A 13,827-nucleotide genomic window follows, 5' to 3' on the forward strand; every position below is an offset into this window, starting at 1 on the left:
GCATAGCCTAGGCTGAAGAATGTCACGGAGATACTTCAGCTAATAACGAATTGTTCTAAAAAAAACTGTTTTATTGCCCCTATCGACTTGTGACGAGACGTTTGGGTCAATAGAATACGCAACCTGAAATTGAGGTTCCAACACAGCCCAGCGCAGGAGTGTCCACGATGGCATTTGTAGTTTTAGATAATTGTATCAAGTGCAAATACACCGACTGTGTTGAAGTTTGCCCGGTTGACTGCTTTTACGAAGGACCAAATTTTCTGGTTATACACCCTGACGAGTGTATCGACTGCGCGCTTTGCGAGCCAGAGTGTCCTGCGGAAGCGATTTTATCTGAAGATGAAGTACCTGAAGGTCAGCAGCAGTTTATTCAACTGAATGCCGACTTGGCAGAGGTATGGCCTAATATTACAGAACGTAAAGACCCGCTGCCGGATGCCGAAGAATGGAATGGTGTGCCCAATAAGGTGGCCCAGCTCGAACGATAATACATCATCTTCGAGCCGTTGAACCGCAATAGCTGATCGCATATCGCGCCTCTACTGCTCAACCGTCCGCCGGCCATTATGACCCACAAAAAAGCCCGATGTCTCGGGCTTTTTTTGACTCTACACCAGCAACTCAACGCTTAGTAGATCGGTCATCCTCAATCTTGATTTTGATCGGTGCTCGTTGATCACCGTACATCGACGTCCAATCGATACGGCTGACCAGAAACGCCGTTAGGCCAACACACACTATCAGGGCTATGATCATCGTACCTACCTCTCACTTGATCGCTTTTTATTGAGCTTAGTCATACTGTCGGTGTCCGCCAAGGAAAAACACCAGATGTTTACATTTCAGTACAAAACCTCATCGCTCAAAATCAATACGGCATTGCGCGCCCAACGCGCCCGCTATTCATGGAAAAGTGCGTTCGCCGAAAGACCTTGTTTCTCCATTATTTCGCGCATGCGCCGAAGTGCTTCTACTTGAATTTGCCTAACTCGTTCACGCGTTAATCCAATTTCACGTCCGACTTCTTCCAATGTATTGGTTTCATGCCCACGCAAACCGAAGCGACGCACCACTACCTCACGTTGTTTTTCGGACAATTCACTTAACCACATATCGATACTGGCGTTCAAATCATCGTCTTGCAGCGTTGTTTCGGGATCCAGTCCTACATTGTCATCGGCAATGGTCTCAACCAAAGTCTTATCGGAGTTGCCCGTCATTGGACTATCGATCGACGCCATGCGTTCATTGAGCCCCAGCATTTTCTGCACATCAGCAACAGGCTTATCCAACAACCGAGCAATATCTTCCGCCGTAGGTTCATGGTCCAGCGTTTGGGTCAGCTCACGTGCTGCGCGCAAATAGACATTCAGTTCTTTAACAACATGGATGGGCAGGCGAATGGTTCGGGTATTATTCATGATGGCCCGTTCAATGGTTTGCCGGATCCACCAAGTGGCGTAGGTTGAGAAGCGGAAACCACGTTCCGGGTCAAACTTTTCGACCGCACGGATCAGGCCGAGATTGCCCTCTTCTATCAGGTCAAGTAGTGGCAAGCCCCGATTAATGTAGCGCCGGGCGATTTTCACCACGAGGCGCAGGTTACTCTCAATCATGCGCTTCCGGCCGCTTTCCTCACCCCGTTGAGCTAAGCGTGAGAAGTAGACTTCTTCTTCTGCCGTGAGCAGAGGCGAAAATCCGATCTCATTTAAGTACAGCTGCGTTGCATCCAAAGTCTTTTGATAAACGACCGACGTATCAACTTCTTCTACAACGCTGCCTTCATCATCAGCACCCTCTAACTCGAGGACTGTCTCCTCAGCAAAGTCGTCTTCTACATCAATGTACACGGCATTGGTGAGTCGTTTTGCTTTTTCACTGTCTAATGCTGCCATCTCGTTGCCCTCATCCTAGAACCACCGCACAGAAACGGGTCCTGCCGGCTACAGTGATTCCAAGATTATGTCGGTGTTTGACACCTACTTTCTTGGAAGAAACGTCAGCGGATCAACGGGGCGGCCATCTCGGCGAATCTCAAAGTGAAGTAAGCTTTCGTCACCGCGGCTTCCTACGGCTGCTATAATGTCACCTTGCTTCACTTCCTGTTGCTCGGTGACATTAATGACACTGGCAAAAGCATATGCACTGAGTATTCGGCCTGCATGTTCCAAGATGATGAGATTACCGTACCCGCGTAACCCGTCACCGGCATACACGACGCGCCCGTCCGCTGCTGCGCGTACAGAGTCACCGATAGCAGCACTGATATCAATACCCTTGGAACCAGACGGAGTATCAGAAAACGTTCGCACTATATTCCCATCCACTGGCCACAGCCAATTACTCGGTGCCGGTGAACTGGCACTCGTCGAGGGTGGCGGTGTGACAACATTTTGGCGAGGCGATGTTGGCTCCACGACGCGGGGGGCGGGGGGTGTCGGCGCCGCAGTAATGGTCGTTTGCGGTGCATCGTCAATCAAGCGAATGACTTGCCCTGGTACGATGGTAAAGGGTTCGTTGATGCCGTTTGCGGCAGCAACCCGCCTGAAATCTAAGTTGTAGCGAAAGGAGATCGAATACAGTGTATCTCCACGTTGTACAACATAGCTTTGGGGACGCACTTCCGCCCGTGTGGATGAACTTTGATTGGGCGCCGTCGACTGGGCATTTCGATTTGCCGATGTTGCACTCTCCGTCGCACTGGGGCGCGGCCGAACAGGCTGACTGTTGCTGGGGGCAGGCGCCGAACTGGCCCGCCCGGGGATGTCTTCCAAGGCCACATACTGTGCGTTGTTTGCACAACCCCCTGCGATCAATAAAGTCAGCAAAAGAAGCGCGGAGAATCGATAGAACGCCTCATACATTGAGCTACTTTTTTTTGACACTGGGTCATACTTCGGCCTGAAAGCTGTCATTACATATTGTTAATTTTTGTAATTGAAGTTGTTAAGAGAACATTCATATATAACCAAATATTCTAAATAGTCTTTGATTGATGGGTTCACCGGCTTTTCACTGTACCACGCGCCAACCATTTGATAACAGCATAGACTATTACCCCACACAGAGTGGCCATAATACCCATGAAAAGGTCATTTAGACTGTCTGGCAAACGCAAAGTTAATGAGCCACCGGTATTAAGGTCACCTTGCCATGGCCAAAGCCTTGGCATGGCGCCCAAAACGACACCGGTTAATGCCGCCATAGCGATTAATCGGTGGGTCGCCATCAACCAATGCAAGAACTTGGAGAAGACCAAAATCCCAACCGCACACCCACTACCAATATACAGAATAACGGATAGTTCGAACTGTCTAATGGCATCCACAGCAGGACCATACAAGCCCAGCAGTAACAGAATCAAGCTGCCAGAAATGCCCGGCAGAATCATGGCGCTTATCGCTATCATACCGCCAAAAAAGAACCAAACAGGAATGGGCGCCATCGCCGCACTGCCAGCAAAGACGGTCACCAACGCCAGCAACATACCCAGCACCAATGCGATAACAGCGTTAACCGACCACACCACATCATGTAAAAGGTTAACAGAAGCCGCCGATAGCAAACCCAGAAAGAAACCCCACAGAAGGACGGGCTGATAGGCCAGAAACCAACCCACCAGATGGCTCATGGCAAACAGCGCCAACAGTATCCCGCTGAATAAGGTCAGCAGAAAATTGGCATCAATGTGTCGCCATGCCAGGCGCAGTTCTCCTTTGAACAAGAAGCGCAGGAATTGCAAATCCACAGCGGCAAGGGCATCAATAAACCGTCCATAGATACCCGTGATTAATGCCATGGTTCCGCCAGAAACACCAGGCACCATATCGGCAATACCCATTAACATGCCACGTGCCAACCACCCGGGAACTGCTTTCCAGCCTTCTACTTTCATAAGGACGCCTGTGTAGCGATCAAGGGAACAAAAAACGCTTCTTCAATATCTTCTTGCTGAAAACTGTCACCAACGCGCGTACAGCGCAATAGGCGTTGCTGTTGTTGGTCGCCAACAGGAATAATTAACACACCGCCTTCGGGAGAAAGCTGATCCAACAAGGCTTCCGGAACAGACTCGGGGGCCGCTGTGCACACAATGGCATCATAAGGCCCCTGTTCGGCCCAACCCCAATGCCCGTCCGCAACCCGAAACCGGACATTCCTGATCTGTAAGGAATGGCATCGGTCTTGCGCCTTGCGTTGCAACTCGGCAATCCGTTCAACCGACCAAACCACACCAGAAACTTGGGCCAAAATCACCGTTTGATAGCCCGAGCCACTGCCAATCTCCAATACTTTTTCCATCGATGAGCTGGATCTCGCAAGGCTGGTCATGCGCGCCACGGTATAGCTGTTTGATAGCGTCTGTCCGAAGCCGATGGGCAAGGCTGAATCATCATAGGCACGATGCGCTAAGGCCTCGTCTACGAACAGATGGCGGGGTGTACTGGCAATGATATTTAACAACGGTTCGTCGTCAATGCCTCGCGCTCTCAGGCGCTCGATCATCCGTTGACGCGCCCGCGCCGACGTCATACCAATGCCCGAAAGCTGGCGTTCATTTAGCGCTGAAGGCATGCTATAAAAACTCTCGTTTCATGTCGTCAATCCCGGTTCCGAAGCATTGCGGGCAGCCGCATCAACCACCCTAAATAATTCAGACAGCACCACAGTGGCAAACGCACCCGGTGGCAAGATAAAAGATAGCTTAAGCGCGTCGTCTTCTATGCGATGTTCGACCTGATTAACCCCAAGCACCGTCGCTCGACGGGCGGCCAATACTCGACGCTCCCGCAACTGATCCAACCAAATTGAATGGGTTGTTAATGCCGCCAGCTCTTCTTCGGTTGCCGCTAAACGCGGGTCAGCCACTATACCGGGCAACCAAGCACTGGGTGATAATTCGTGCGATGCCAAAAGATGTTGCAAACGTTCATCCAGCACATCCGCCACAAAACCCGCATTGCTCCCGCGCCAGCTGAGCCACCCCGGAAGCACCGGGGTCTGCCACCGTTGCTGTTTAACCCGTTGAGCCAATTGCAAGTTGAATAGAAAACTACGCACCGCCGATAACTGCATACCGCGTTGAAAACGATCATCCGACCATTGGATGGCCAGCGGCCGCGCATCAAATGTTATACCGAAACGCTGCGAGCCATAATAATTCGGTACGCCTTGCGCTGAAATCTTCTGCAAACGCTGCACTAACCCGTGCGTCGATACCTTAACGTCGCGCAAGATTAACGCAAAATGGTTGCCCGAATGCATGCCTCGGCGAATCTTCTTGGCTTGCCAAACATGCTGCAAAACCCGAAATTCTGCATGGTCAGGTGGTGGCAATACGCCCTTCTTTTCACCGCCAGGCAACCATACACTGAACCATTGCCGCGTGATGGCATGTCGGTCTTTCAACCCTGCATAGGCTACATCGCGTTTTCTTACACCGAAGAATTCGGCCAATTGACCCGCAACCCATTGCGTATTCGATGAGACTTTTTCGATCCAGAGCCATAGGTGCTCACCCCCCGACGGCTCGGTAGGAACCAACTGCTCCGTCACCACAAAATCGGCCGGATAGCGACGAATGACCGCATCCCCCAACGGAGCGCCATGAGCTGTGGGCCAATCAGCTATTGTGCCCGACACAACAGGACCACGGCATGCGTACCAATGCCCTCTTTTCGCCCAACAAAGCCCAAGCGCTCTGTCGTTGTAGCTTTGATATTAATCCGGTTCATATCGGCTCCCAGGACATGGGCGATAACGTCCTTCATGGCCGCTTTATGCGGCGAAATTTTCGGCGTTTCAGCGACAATGGTCACATCCAAATTGCCGAGTTGGTAGCCTGCTACCTTTGCTTGCGCCCAGACACTGCGCAAAAGCTCGGCGCTGTCGGCACCAGCCCAAGCATCATCGCTGTCCGGGAAGTGCTCACCAATATCACCTTTGCCTAAAGCCCCTAAAATTGCATCAGCAATCGCATGCAATACTACATCACCATCGGAATGCGCGAGCAAAGGGTATTTAACCGGCACGTTGACACCACCCAACTTCTGCATACCTTCCGCTGCATCGGTAGCGAACCGGTGAACGTCATAGCCATGTCCTATGCGAAAATCATTCATCGTGCGTTAATATCCATTCAATCAGAGGTAGGTCTTCCGGTTCCGTTAACTTCATGTTCCGCCAATGTCCAGTAATCAAATGGCAGACGTGACCAAAATGTGCCATTGCAGAGGCCTCATCCGTGACCTCTAAGCCTTCTGCCAACGCACCTTCTAAAGCTCGAAAAAGTTCTCCGGCGCGAAAACACTGTGGCGTTTGCGCGAGCCAGATTTGGTCTCTGGGTAACGTCTGTTCAATTTGGTTGGCGGAACCCGAACGTTTTACGGTATCCCGCACCGGTTGCGCCAGTAACCCGCCTTCTTGAAACTCAACACAATGGGCCATTAGGCGCTCAACATCGGCAAGGCGAACACCAGGACGCGCTGCATCGTGCACCAATACCCAAACCTGATCTCCCGCTGCAGCTATGATCGAGGTAAGCCCGGCCAGCACCGTATGAACGCGCTCTGCACCACCGACAACCTTATGGCAAGTTAAATGACTCGGTAAGATCACATCACTGCGATCGTCATTGGGTGCCGTCGCTAACACCAAGCCCGTTAATGTCGCCACCTGGGCCATACGATCTATGGCATGTTGCAACACGGTTTTACCCGCAACATTAAGATATTGCTTGGGTATCGGTGCATTCATTCGGCGCCCGGCACCTGCGGCGGGTATCAATACCCAAAATCCATCCGTTTTACGCTGTATGGTCAAACAGTCTACTCATCTTCAAATAAAAACAATGTTTCCCCGGGCCGGATCAGACCAAAGCGCTCACGCGCCTGTTCAATGACGGCGTCTTGATCACCGGAGTCTTTTAACGCTCGAACCTGAGCCCGAAGCTGATCATTAATGGCCTGTTGCACCGCACTTTGAGCTTCCAATTCAGCAATCCGCGTTTGCAGGCTGCGAATTTCGGCCACGCTATTTTCGCCAAACCATAAGCGACCTTGCAGGTACATCAGCACCACAATAAGGCTGAGCAGTAGCAGGTTTCTCATGGTATAACCTTTTAACAAGCGATGAATGCCCACAAAAAAAGGGCCTCAAGGGCCCTTTTAGCGCTTATCCGTCAGAATTAAGCTTGGCCTTTGATTTCCCGGCGGCCATTGTACACGGCTTTTTCACCGAGTTGTTCTTCAATGCGCAACAAACGGTTGTATTTTGAGACGCGATCAGAACGGCACAATGAACCGGTTTTGACTTGGCCAGCCGCCGTACCCACAGCCAAATCGGCAATGGTAGTGTCTTCGGTTTCGCCCGAGCGGTGCGAAATGACCGCCGTATAGCCCGCATCTTTCGCCATTTTAATGGCTTCCAACGTTTCTGTCAGCGAGCCAATTTGATTGAACTTGATCAGAATTGAATTAGCGATGCCCTTGTCGATACCTTCTTTTAAGATCTTCGTATTGGTCACGAACAGATCATCACCGACCAATTGCACACGATCACCCAGCAATTCGGTTTGAACTTTCCAGCCATCCCAATCACTTTCGTCCAAGCCGTCTTCAATCGAAACAATAGGGTACTTGTCACACATGGATTTCAGGAATTCAGAGAAGCCACGTGAGTCGTACACCTTACCTTCACCAGCCAAGTCGTACTTACCGTTCTTGTAGAACTCCGACGCTGCACAATCCAGAGCCAAAGTCACATTTTCACCCAGCTTGTAGCCCGCTGATTCTACTGCTTTACCAATGATCGCCAAGGCCGCTTCGTTAGACTCCAGGTTCGGAGCAAAACCACCTTCGTCGCCTACGGCCGTGCTTAATTCCAAAGCCGACAATTCTTTTTTCAATGCATGGAAGATTTCCGCACCACAACGCAGCGCTTCTTTAAACGAGGTAAACCCAACAGGTTGCACCATGAACTCTTGAATATCGACGTTATTGTCGGCGTGCTCGCCACCATTAATGATGTTCATCATTGGCACCGGCATACTGAATTGACCAGGGGTACCATTGACTTCAGCAATGTATTCATAGAGCTCAATGCCACGCTCAGCGGCGACAGCCTTAGCCGTCGCCAAAGACACCGCAAGAATCGCATTGGCGCCTAACTTGGATTTATTTTCGGTGCCGTCAAGATCAATCATGATCTTGTCAATGGCACGCTGATCCGCATCTTGGCCCACCAAAGCAGAACGAATGGCGGTATTGATGTTCTCTACGGCTTTGCTCACACCCTTGCCCAGGTAGCGAGATTTGTCACCATCACGCAGCTCCAAGGCTTCGCGTGAACCGGTCGATGCACCGGACGGGGCACAGGCAGTGCCAAAAGCACCTGAGGCCAACACCACATCAGCTTCAACCGTTGGGTTGCCGCGTGAATCCAGAACTTCTCTTGCTTTGATATCTGCGATAATCGCCATGCGTACTCTCCTGATTGCTGATCGCCTACTACCGGCAGGCGGTATTCTTGCTTATTGATGTAATTTTCTTACAAAAATTCATCAATGTATAGTAGCCAAGAGCAATATCTGTTGTTTAATTACAAATTGCCCTGCGCTTTCGCGTACTCGGTGGCTGCCGTTATGAATCCACTGAACAGACCATGTCCATCACGCGGTGTACTGGTGAACTCAGGATGGAATTGGCACGCGACAAACCACGGATGGTCAGGCACCTCAACCACTTCAACCAAGTTTCCGTCAACACTACGACCCGCAATACGCAGACCTTTCTTCTCCAACTGCGGAACGTAATGGTCGTTCACTTCATAGCGGTGGCGATGGCGCTCAATGATATCGACGCCACCATAGGCTTGCGCCGAGAGGCTACCCTCCAACAACTTGCATTCCTGCGCGCCAAGACGCATGGTGCCGCCCAAATCCGATTCTTCTGAGCGCTCGACTTTGCGCCCATCCGACTCGATCCATTCCGTAATCAACCCGACCACCGGATGACGGCTTTGGCGGTCAAACTCGGTCGAATGTGCCCCTTCAAGCCCGGCCACATGGCGCGCAAATTCAATAACGGCGACCTGCATACCTAAGCAAATACCTAAATAGGGAATCTTGTTCTCACGGGCATAGCGCACAGTTTCAATTTTGCCTTCCACACCGCGATAGCCAAAACCGCCAGGCACCAAAATGGCCGAGACGCCTTGCAAGAGTCCGGCGCCCTCTTCTTCAATTTTTTCCGAATCGATATAGCGGATTTTCACCTTGGTTTTACTGCGAATACCGGCATGATCGATGGCTTCGATCAACGACTTATAGGCATCCAACAACTCCATGTATTTACCCACCATCGCAATGGTGATTTCCTGCTCCGGGTTGAGCTTCCGGTAGGCCACGTCATCCCATTCGGACAAATCCGCAGCAGGGCAGTCCAAACCGAATTTCTCGACGACGATGTCATCAAGACCGGCATCTGACAACATACGCGGAATACGATAAATGGTATTGGCGTCTGGCAACGGGATAACAGCGCGTTCTTCAACGTTGGTGAATAGCGCGATCTTTTTCAATGCGCTGCGGTCTATTTCAACTTCTGAACGGCAGATCAGAATATCAGGCTGCAAACCAATGGTGCGTAATTCTTTGACCGAGTGCTGGGTTGGCTTGGTTTTGATCTCGCCTGCCGTCGCAATATACGGCACCAGGGTCAGGTGCATCGACAACGCACGGCGGCTACCCAGTTCAATTTTCAACTGACGCACGGCTTCCAAAAACGGTAATGACTCGATATCGCCAACCGTGCCGCCAATTTCGACCAAGGCAATATCGGCATTTCCGGCACCGGCAATAACCCGGCGTTTAATTTCATCGGTGATGTGCGGAATGACTTGAACGGTACCACCCAAGTAGTCACCACGGCGCTCTTTGCGCAGCACATGCTGATAAACACGGCCCGTCGTGAAATTATTATTTTGCGACATCTTGGTGCGAATAAAGCGTTCGTAATGACCCAAGTCCAGGTCCGTCTCGGCACCGTCTTGTGTTACGAAAACCTCACCGTGTTGAAATGGGCTCATGGTGCCTGGATCTACATTGATGTAAGGATCCAGCTTGAGCATGGTCACATTGAGACCACGGGCCTCGAGAATGGCCGCGAGTGAAGCGGAAGCAATGCCCTTCCCGAGAGAAGAAACAACACCGCCGGTGACAAAAATGTAGCGAGTCATTGGATAGCCCATCTTGGTGTAAAAACAAAAAACCCTCCCGTGACCACAGCATAGACTTGGATCAATTCAGGAAGGCTTCAGGGTAATAAATTGAGAGTTTCCGACACGCCAACGCTGTACGGCAAACCACTCTTAAGACGGGACGATACAGTACCACAACACACAGCCGTGCTCAATCGGGAGATTCAGGCTATTCGACTAATTCAACAGATGACAACAACGAAACGTGGGAAGAAAAATGGCAGGAAATAAGAAAACTGAGGAAATTTGGTCGGGCATAGAGGATTTGAACCTCTGACCCTCGCCACCCCATGACGATGCGCTACCAGACTGCGCTAATGCCCGACTACGCGAGGCATAATACTCTAACTAATTGAAATTTCAAGCGTTTATTTCTCGCCTCCGGCGAGCAGATCGAGCACATCTTCAAGCTGGTCAATCAGCTCTGATACTTCATGCCGGGCGATCGTTCTAATCGGGGGTGCGGTACGTGGCACATTGAGATGACCAAGATCAAAGTCCGTACCAATCTCTTCGGCGGTAAGCGGTGTTGCCGTTGACTCGTCCTTTGGCTCTTCGGCGGCCGGCTGCATCGCCGTACTCAAGGACACTGGGGGTTTGCTAGGCTTCTGCTTGGTTTTGGCCTCCTGCTCCAGTTTTTGTCGGGCACCATTAATGGTAAAGCCTTCCTCATAGAGTAATGTCTGAATGGTGTTGATCAACAACACATCATCACGCTGATAATACCGTCGATTACCACGCCGCTTCACCGGGTTGAGTTGCGGAAACTCTTGTTCCCAGTAGCGCAATACATGTGTTTTCAACCCACACAGTTCAGCGACTTCACCAATGGTGAAATAGCGTTTAGAGGGTATTTCCAACATATTACTGTTCGCTCGGCGGTTCGGTTCCATCATAGGTCTCAACCTGAACCTTCAACTTTTGACCCGGCCTAAACGTCACCACCCGACGCGCTGAAATAGGAATTTCTTCGCCCGTCTTCGGGTTTCTGCCGGGTCTTTGGCGCTTGTCGCGCAAGTCAAAGTTGCCGAACCCCGACAACTTAACTTGCTCGTTATGCACCAGGCTCTCGGTGATCTCCAAAAAAAACAACTCTACCATTTCTTTGGCTTCACGCTTGTTAAGACCCAACTCTTCGTACAACCGTTCTGCCATTTCTGACTTGGTCAATGCCATGGTCAGTTCCTCAGTGTTGCTCCAAAATCCTCTTGCAGGAGAGTGATGGTTTCACTCATGGCCGCCGTTAATTCATCGTCGGCCATCGGGCGCTCGGGGTGTTGCCAAGTGAGCTGTATAGCCACACTCTTTTTCTCTGAGCCCAAGCGCTCCCCTTCGTATACATCGAAAACATCCACATGAGTCATCCACTCTCCGCCCGACCGCAGCGCTGCATCCATTAAGGATTGAACAGGCACTGACTTGTCGACCACCACCGCGATGTCACGGCGACTGAACGGGAAACGGGAAATAGGGGTAAAAGCAGGCATCTTTCGGGTGATAACGGCCGCAAAGTCCAGCTCAAAGACAAACGCAGCTTTTTTCAAACCGAGCCACTTTTCGACTTTGGGGTGTAATCGACCAACAACCCCTACCGCATTGCCACCCAGCATGACACGAGCGCACTGCCCAGGGTGCAAGTAAGGCACATCGACCGCACGCTCCATGGTGACTTGATGACCGGCCGAGAGCCCCAGTAAGGCTTCTACATCGCCTTTAATGTCATAAAAATCCACCATTGCTCCGGCACCCAACCAAGGCACGGCAGAGCGAGGACCATAAATTAAACCGGCCACTTTTTTGGTCTGTTCTAATTCATTCAGCTCGCCACGAAACACCAAGCCGGTCTCAAACAAACGTACCCGTTCTTGCTGACGATTCACATTGTGCTTTAAGGCACCCAACAAACCGGCAATGACCGTGGTGCGCATCACACCCAAGTCTTCCGAGATAGGATTCGCCAGCGCTAACGCTGGAAAATTGGGCTCCAAAAGAGCCTGCAATTGGGGCTCAACGAAGCTGTAACTCACGATTTCCTGGTAACCCAACGACACCATACGCTGATTCACCAAGCGAACGCTTTGCTGGGCTTCAGGCAGCGGCGCAATCACCATGGGCGCAACGGGGTGGGACACGGGCAAATGATCGTAGCCGTAAATACGTCCCACTTCTTCTATGAGATCGGCCGTGATGCTGATATCAAACCGCCAAGAGGGCACCTGAATCGTCCAAGTATCGGCCAGACGCTCAACGCCAAAACCCAAGCCTGTAAAAATCTGCGTAATGCGATCGGCCGGGATCATCACCCCCAACGCTGCGTGGATCTGCGATTCGGTCACACTGACACTGGCTTGCATCGGCAAATCAGCCTCTGAAACCACTTCTGAGACAGGACCTGCCTGGCCACCGACGATATCCAGCAACAGAGCCGTTGCACGCTCCATCGCTTTGGCCTGCAAGGTATAATCCACCCCACGCTCATAGCGGTGTGACGAATCAGTATGCAAACCGTACGAACGCGCACGGCCCGCAACCTGCAAGGGTGCAAAGAATGCACACTCCAAGAATATATCGCGTGTTTCGGCACTGATGCCTGTGTTTTCACCGCCCATGATGCCCGCCATAGCGAGCGGCTGTGCTGCATCAGCAATCACCAAGGTTTCATTTCGCAAACTGACGGCTTGGCCATCCAACAACGTGAGTTGCTCGCCCTCGGTAGCCCAACGCACATGTATTTCACCCTGCAAGGTCGCCAAGTCAAAGCCGTGCATGGGCTGACCCAATTCCAACATGACATAGTTGGTGACATCCACCACAGGATCAATACTGCGCACACCACCACGGCGTAATCGCTCGACCATCCACAAGGGAGTTGTCGCACCGGGGTTGATACCTCGAATGACACGACCCAAATAGCGTGGGCAGCCTTCGGGTGCAGAAACGCGAATGGGGAAGGTATCGTCAATCGCCGCTGCGACCGGTTCAACCACCACTTCACATACGGGAAGTTGGTTCAGAACACCGACTTCGCGGGCCAAACCAGCAATACTTAAACAATCTGCACGATTGGGCGTGAGGTCAACTTCAATACACTGATCATCCAGCTCCAAATAGCCGCGCAAATCGCTACCAACCGGTGCATCCTTTGCCAGTTCCATAATGCCATCATGGTCATCTGACAACTCCAGTTCTTTCCCGCTGCACAGCATGCCGAAGCTTTCCACATCACGCAGCTTGGCTTTCTTGATTTTAAAATTACCCGGCAACACGGCGCCAACGCGGGCAAAAGCCACTTTGATCCCGGCACGCGCATTGGGTGCACCACACACCACCTGCCAGGTATCTATGCCGTCATTCACGGCACAAACACGCAGTTTGTCGGCATTGGGGTGTTGTTCCGCCGCAATAACTTCAGCCACTACGACCCCGGAAAAGTCACCGGCTACAGGTTCTGCGCCGTCCACTTCCAGCCCGGCCATGGTGATCTGGTGCAACAGTGCAGCAGACTCGATATTAGGATTTACCCACTGTCTTAACCAGCGTTCACTTAATTTCATGATGACTTACTTA

General features: G+C 51.5%; 14 protein-coding genes, 1 tRNA gene and 1 pseudogene. 1 reads left to right on the top strand and 15 read right to left on the bottom strand.

What is annotated here, in order from left to right:
• Nucleotides 1-167 precede the first annotated feature (167 nt).
• A complete protein-coding gene (gene fdxA, locus ACFOSD_RS13175) occupies nt 168-491 on the top strand; it encodes a ferredoxin FdxA (protein ID WP_380698391.1) in 324 nt (107 codons plus the stop codon).
• A gap of 133 nt (nt 492-624) precedes the next feature.
• Here the strand turns inward: fdxA and ACFOSD_RS13180 are convergent, their stop codons facing one another.
• From ACFOSD_RS13180 to pheT, 15 genes and pseudogenes are all read right to left on the bottom strand, one after another.
• On the bottom strand, nt 625-759 hold the full coding sequence (locus tag ACFOSD_RS13180; RefSeq protein ID WP_380698389.1) for a hypothetical protein: 135 nt from the start codon (nt 757-759) through the stop codon (nt 625-627).
• Nucleotides 760-902: 143 nt separating this feature from the next.
• A complete protein-coding gene (gene rpoS / locus ACFOSD_RS13185) occupies nt 903-1,898 on the bottom strand; it encodes an RNA polymerase sigma factor RpoS (RefSeq protein ID WP_380698387.1) in 996 nt (331 codons plus the stop codon).
• 84 nt (nt 1,899-1,982) lie between these two features.
• Nucleotides 1,983-2,888: a peptidoglycan DD-metalloendopeptidase family protein gene (locus ACFOSD_RS13190; RefSeq protein ID WP_380698385.1), complete on the bottom strand. Its 906-nt coding sequence runs from the start codon at nt 2,886-2,888 to the stop codon at nt 1,983-1,985.
• 116 nt (nt 2,889-3,004) lie between these two features.
• Nucleotides 3,005-3,898, bottom strand: coding sequence for a DUF368 domain-containing protein (locus ACFOSD_RS13195; RefSeq protein ID WP_380698383.1), 894 nt, complete (start codon nt 3,896-3,898; stop codon nt 3,005-3,007).
• On the bottom strand, nt 3,895-4,578 hold the full coding sequence (locus ACFOSD_RS13200) for a protein-L-isoaspartate(D-aspartate) O-methyltransferase (protein ID WP_380698381.1): 684 nt from the start codon (nt 4,576-4,578) through the stop codon (nt 3,895-3,897). Before ACFOSD_RS13200 ends, ACFOSD_RS13195 begins: the two co-directional genes overlap by 4 nt.
• An 18-nt stretch (nt 4,579-4,596) precedes the next feature.
• Nucleotides 4,597-5,646, bottom strand: a complete 1,050-nt coding sequence (gene truD, locus ACFOSD_RS13205) for a tRNA pseudouridine(13) synthase TruD (protein ID WP_380698379.1) — start codon at nt 5,644-5,646, stop codon at nt 4,597-4,599.
• Nucleotides 5,631-6,125 (bottom strand): 2-C-methyl-D-erythritol 2,4-cyclodiphosphate synthase, encoded by a 495-nt coding sequence (gene ispF / locus ACFOSD_RS13210; RefSeq protein ID WP_380698377.1) that lies wholly within the window; start codon nt 6,123-6,125, stop codon nt 5,631-5,633. Before ispF ends, truD begins: the two co-directional genes overlap by 16 nt.
• Nucleotides 6,118-6,825: a 2-C-methyl-D-erythritol 4-phosphate cytidylyltransferase gene (gene ispD, locus ACFOSD_RS13215; protein WP_380698374.1), complete on the bottom strand. Its 708-nt coding sequence runs from the start codon at nt 6,823-6,825 to the stop codon at nt 6,118-6,120. Before ispD ends, ispF begins: the two co-directional genes overlap by 8 nt.
• Nucleotides 6,826-6,830: 5 nt before the next feature.
• The gene (locus ACFOSD_RS13220; RefSeq protein ID WP_380698371.1) at nt 6,831-7,112 is read right to left on the bottom strand and encodes an FtsB family cell division protein; all 282 of its coding nucleotides are present in this window, start codon (nt 7,110-7,112) and stop codon (nt 6,831-6,833) included.
• A gap of 77 nt (nt 7,113-7,189) precedes the next feature.
• On the bottom strand, nt 7,190-8,482 hold the full coding sequence (eno, locus tag ACFOSD_RS13225; RefSeq protein WP_380698368.1) for a phosphopyruvate hydratase: 1,293 nt from the start codon (nt 8,480-8,482) through the stop codon (nt 7,190-7,192).
• Nucleotides 8,483-8,601: 119 nt separating this feature from the next.
• On the bottom strand, nt 8,602-10,239 hold the full coding sequence (locus ACFOSD_RS13230; RefSeq protein WP_380698366.1) for a CTP synthase: 1,638 nt from the start codon (nt 10,237-10,239) through the stop codon (nt 8,602-8,604).
• A gap of 268 nt (nt 10,240-10,507) precedes the next feature.
• Nucleotides 10,508-10,584, bottom strand: a tRNA-Pro gene (locus ACFOSD_RS13235).
• Nucleotides 10,585-10,868: 284 nt separating this feature from the next.
• A pseudogene (locus tag ACFOSD_RS13240) lies at nt 10,869-11,156 on the bottom strand (MerR family transcriptional regulator); the annotation flags it as partial.
• Nucleotides 11,125-11,436, bottom strand: coding sequence for an integration host factor subunit alpha (gene ihfA / locus ACFOSD_RS13245; RefSeq protein ID WP_380698363.1), 312 nt, complete (start codon nt 11,434-11,436; stop codon nt 11,125-11,127). The gene ihfA and the pseudogene ACFOSD_RS13240, both read right to left, overlap by 32 nt.
• Nucleotides 11,437-11,438: 2 nt before the next feature.
• Nucleotides 11,439-13,814: a phenylalanine--tRNA ligase subunit beta gene (gene pheT / locus ACFOSD_RS13250; RefSeq protein WP_380698361.1), complete on the bottom strand. Its 2,376-nt coding sequence runs from the start codon at nt 13,812-13,814 to the stop codon at nt 11,439-11,441.
• Nucleotides 13,815-13,827: the final 13 nt, after the last annotated feature.

The organism is Salinispirillum marinum, assembly GCF_042650105.1.
GTDB lineage: Bacteria > Pseudomonadota > Gammaproteobacteria > Pseudomonadales > Natronospirillaceae > Salinispirillum > Salinispirillum marinum.

Bases quoted from the DNA above. Each gene is read 5' to 3' on its own strand.
- fdxA (WP_380698391.1), top strand. From the start codon at position 168: ATGGCATTTGTAGTTTTAGATAATTGTATCAAGTGCAAATACACCGAC.
- ACFOSD_RS13180 (WP_380698389.1), bottom strand. From the start codon at position 759: ATGATCATAGCCCTGATAGTGTGTGTTGGCCTAACGGCGTTTCTGGTC.
- rpoS (WP_380698387.1), bottom strand. From the start codon at position 1,898: ATGGCAGCATTAGACAGTGAAAAAGCAAAACGACTCACCAATGCCGTG.
- ACFOSD_RS13195 (WP_380698383.1), bottom strand. From the start codon at position 3,898: ATGAAAGTAGAAGGCTGGAAAGCAGTTCCCGGGTGGTTGGCACGTGGC.
- ACFOSD_RS13200 (WP_380698381.1), bottom strand. From the start codon at position 4,578: ATGCCTTCAGCGCTAAATGAACGCCAGCTTTCGGGCATTGGTATGACG.
- ispF (WP_380698377.1), bottom strand. From the start codon at position 6,125: ATGAATGATTTTCGCATAGGACATGGCTATGACGTTCACCGGTTCGCT.
- ACFOSD_RS13220 (WP_380698371.1), bottom strand. From the start codon at position 7,112: ATGAGAAACCTGCTACTGCTCAGCCTTATTGTGGTGCTGATGTACCTG.
- eno (WP_380698368.1), bottom strand. From the start codon at position 8,482: ATGGCGATTATCGCAGATATCAAAGCAAGAGAAGTTCTGGATTCACGC.
- ACFOSD_RS13230 (WP_380698366.1), bottom strand. From the start codon at position 10,239: ATGACTCGCTACATTTTTGTCACCGGCGGTGTTGTTTCTTCTCTCGGG.
- ihfA (WP_380698363.1), bottom strand. From the start codon at position 11,436: ATGGCATTGACCAAGTCAGAAATGGCAGAACGGTTGTACGAAGAGTTG.
- pheT (WP_380698361.1), bottom strand. From the start codon at position 13,814: ATGAAATTAAGTGAACGCTGGTTAAGACAGTGGGTAAATCCTAATATC.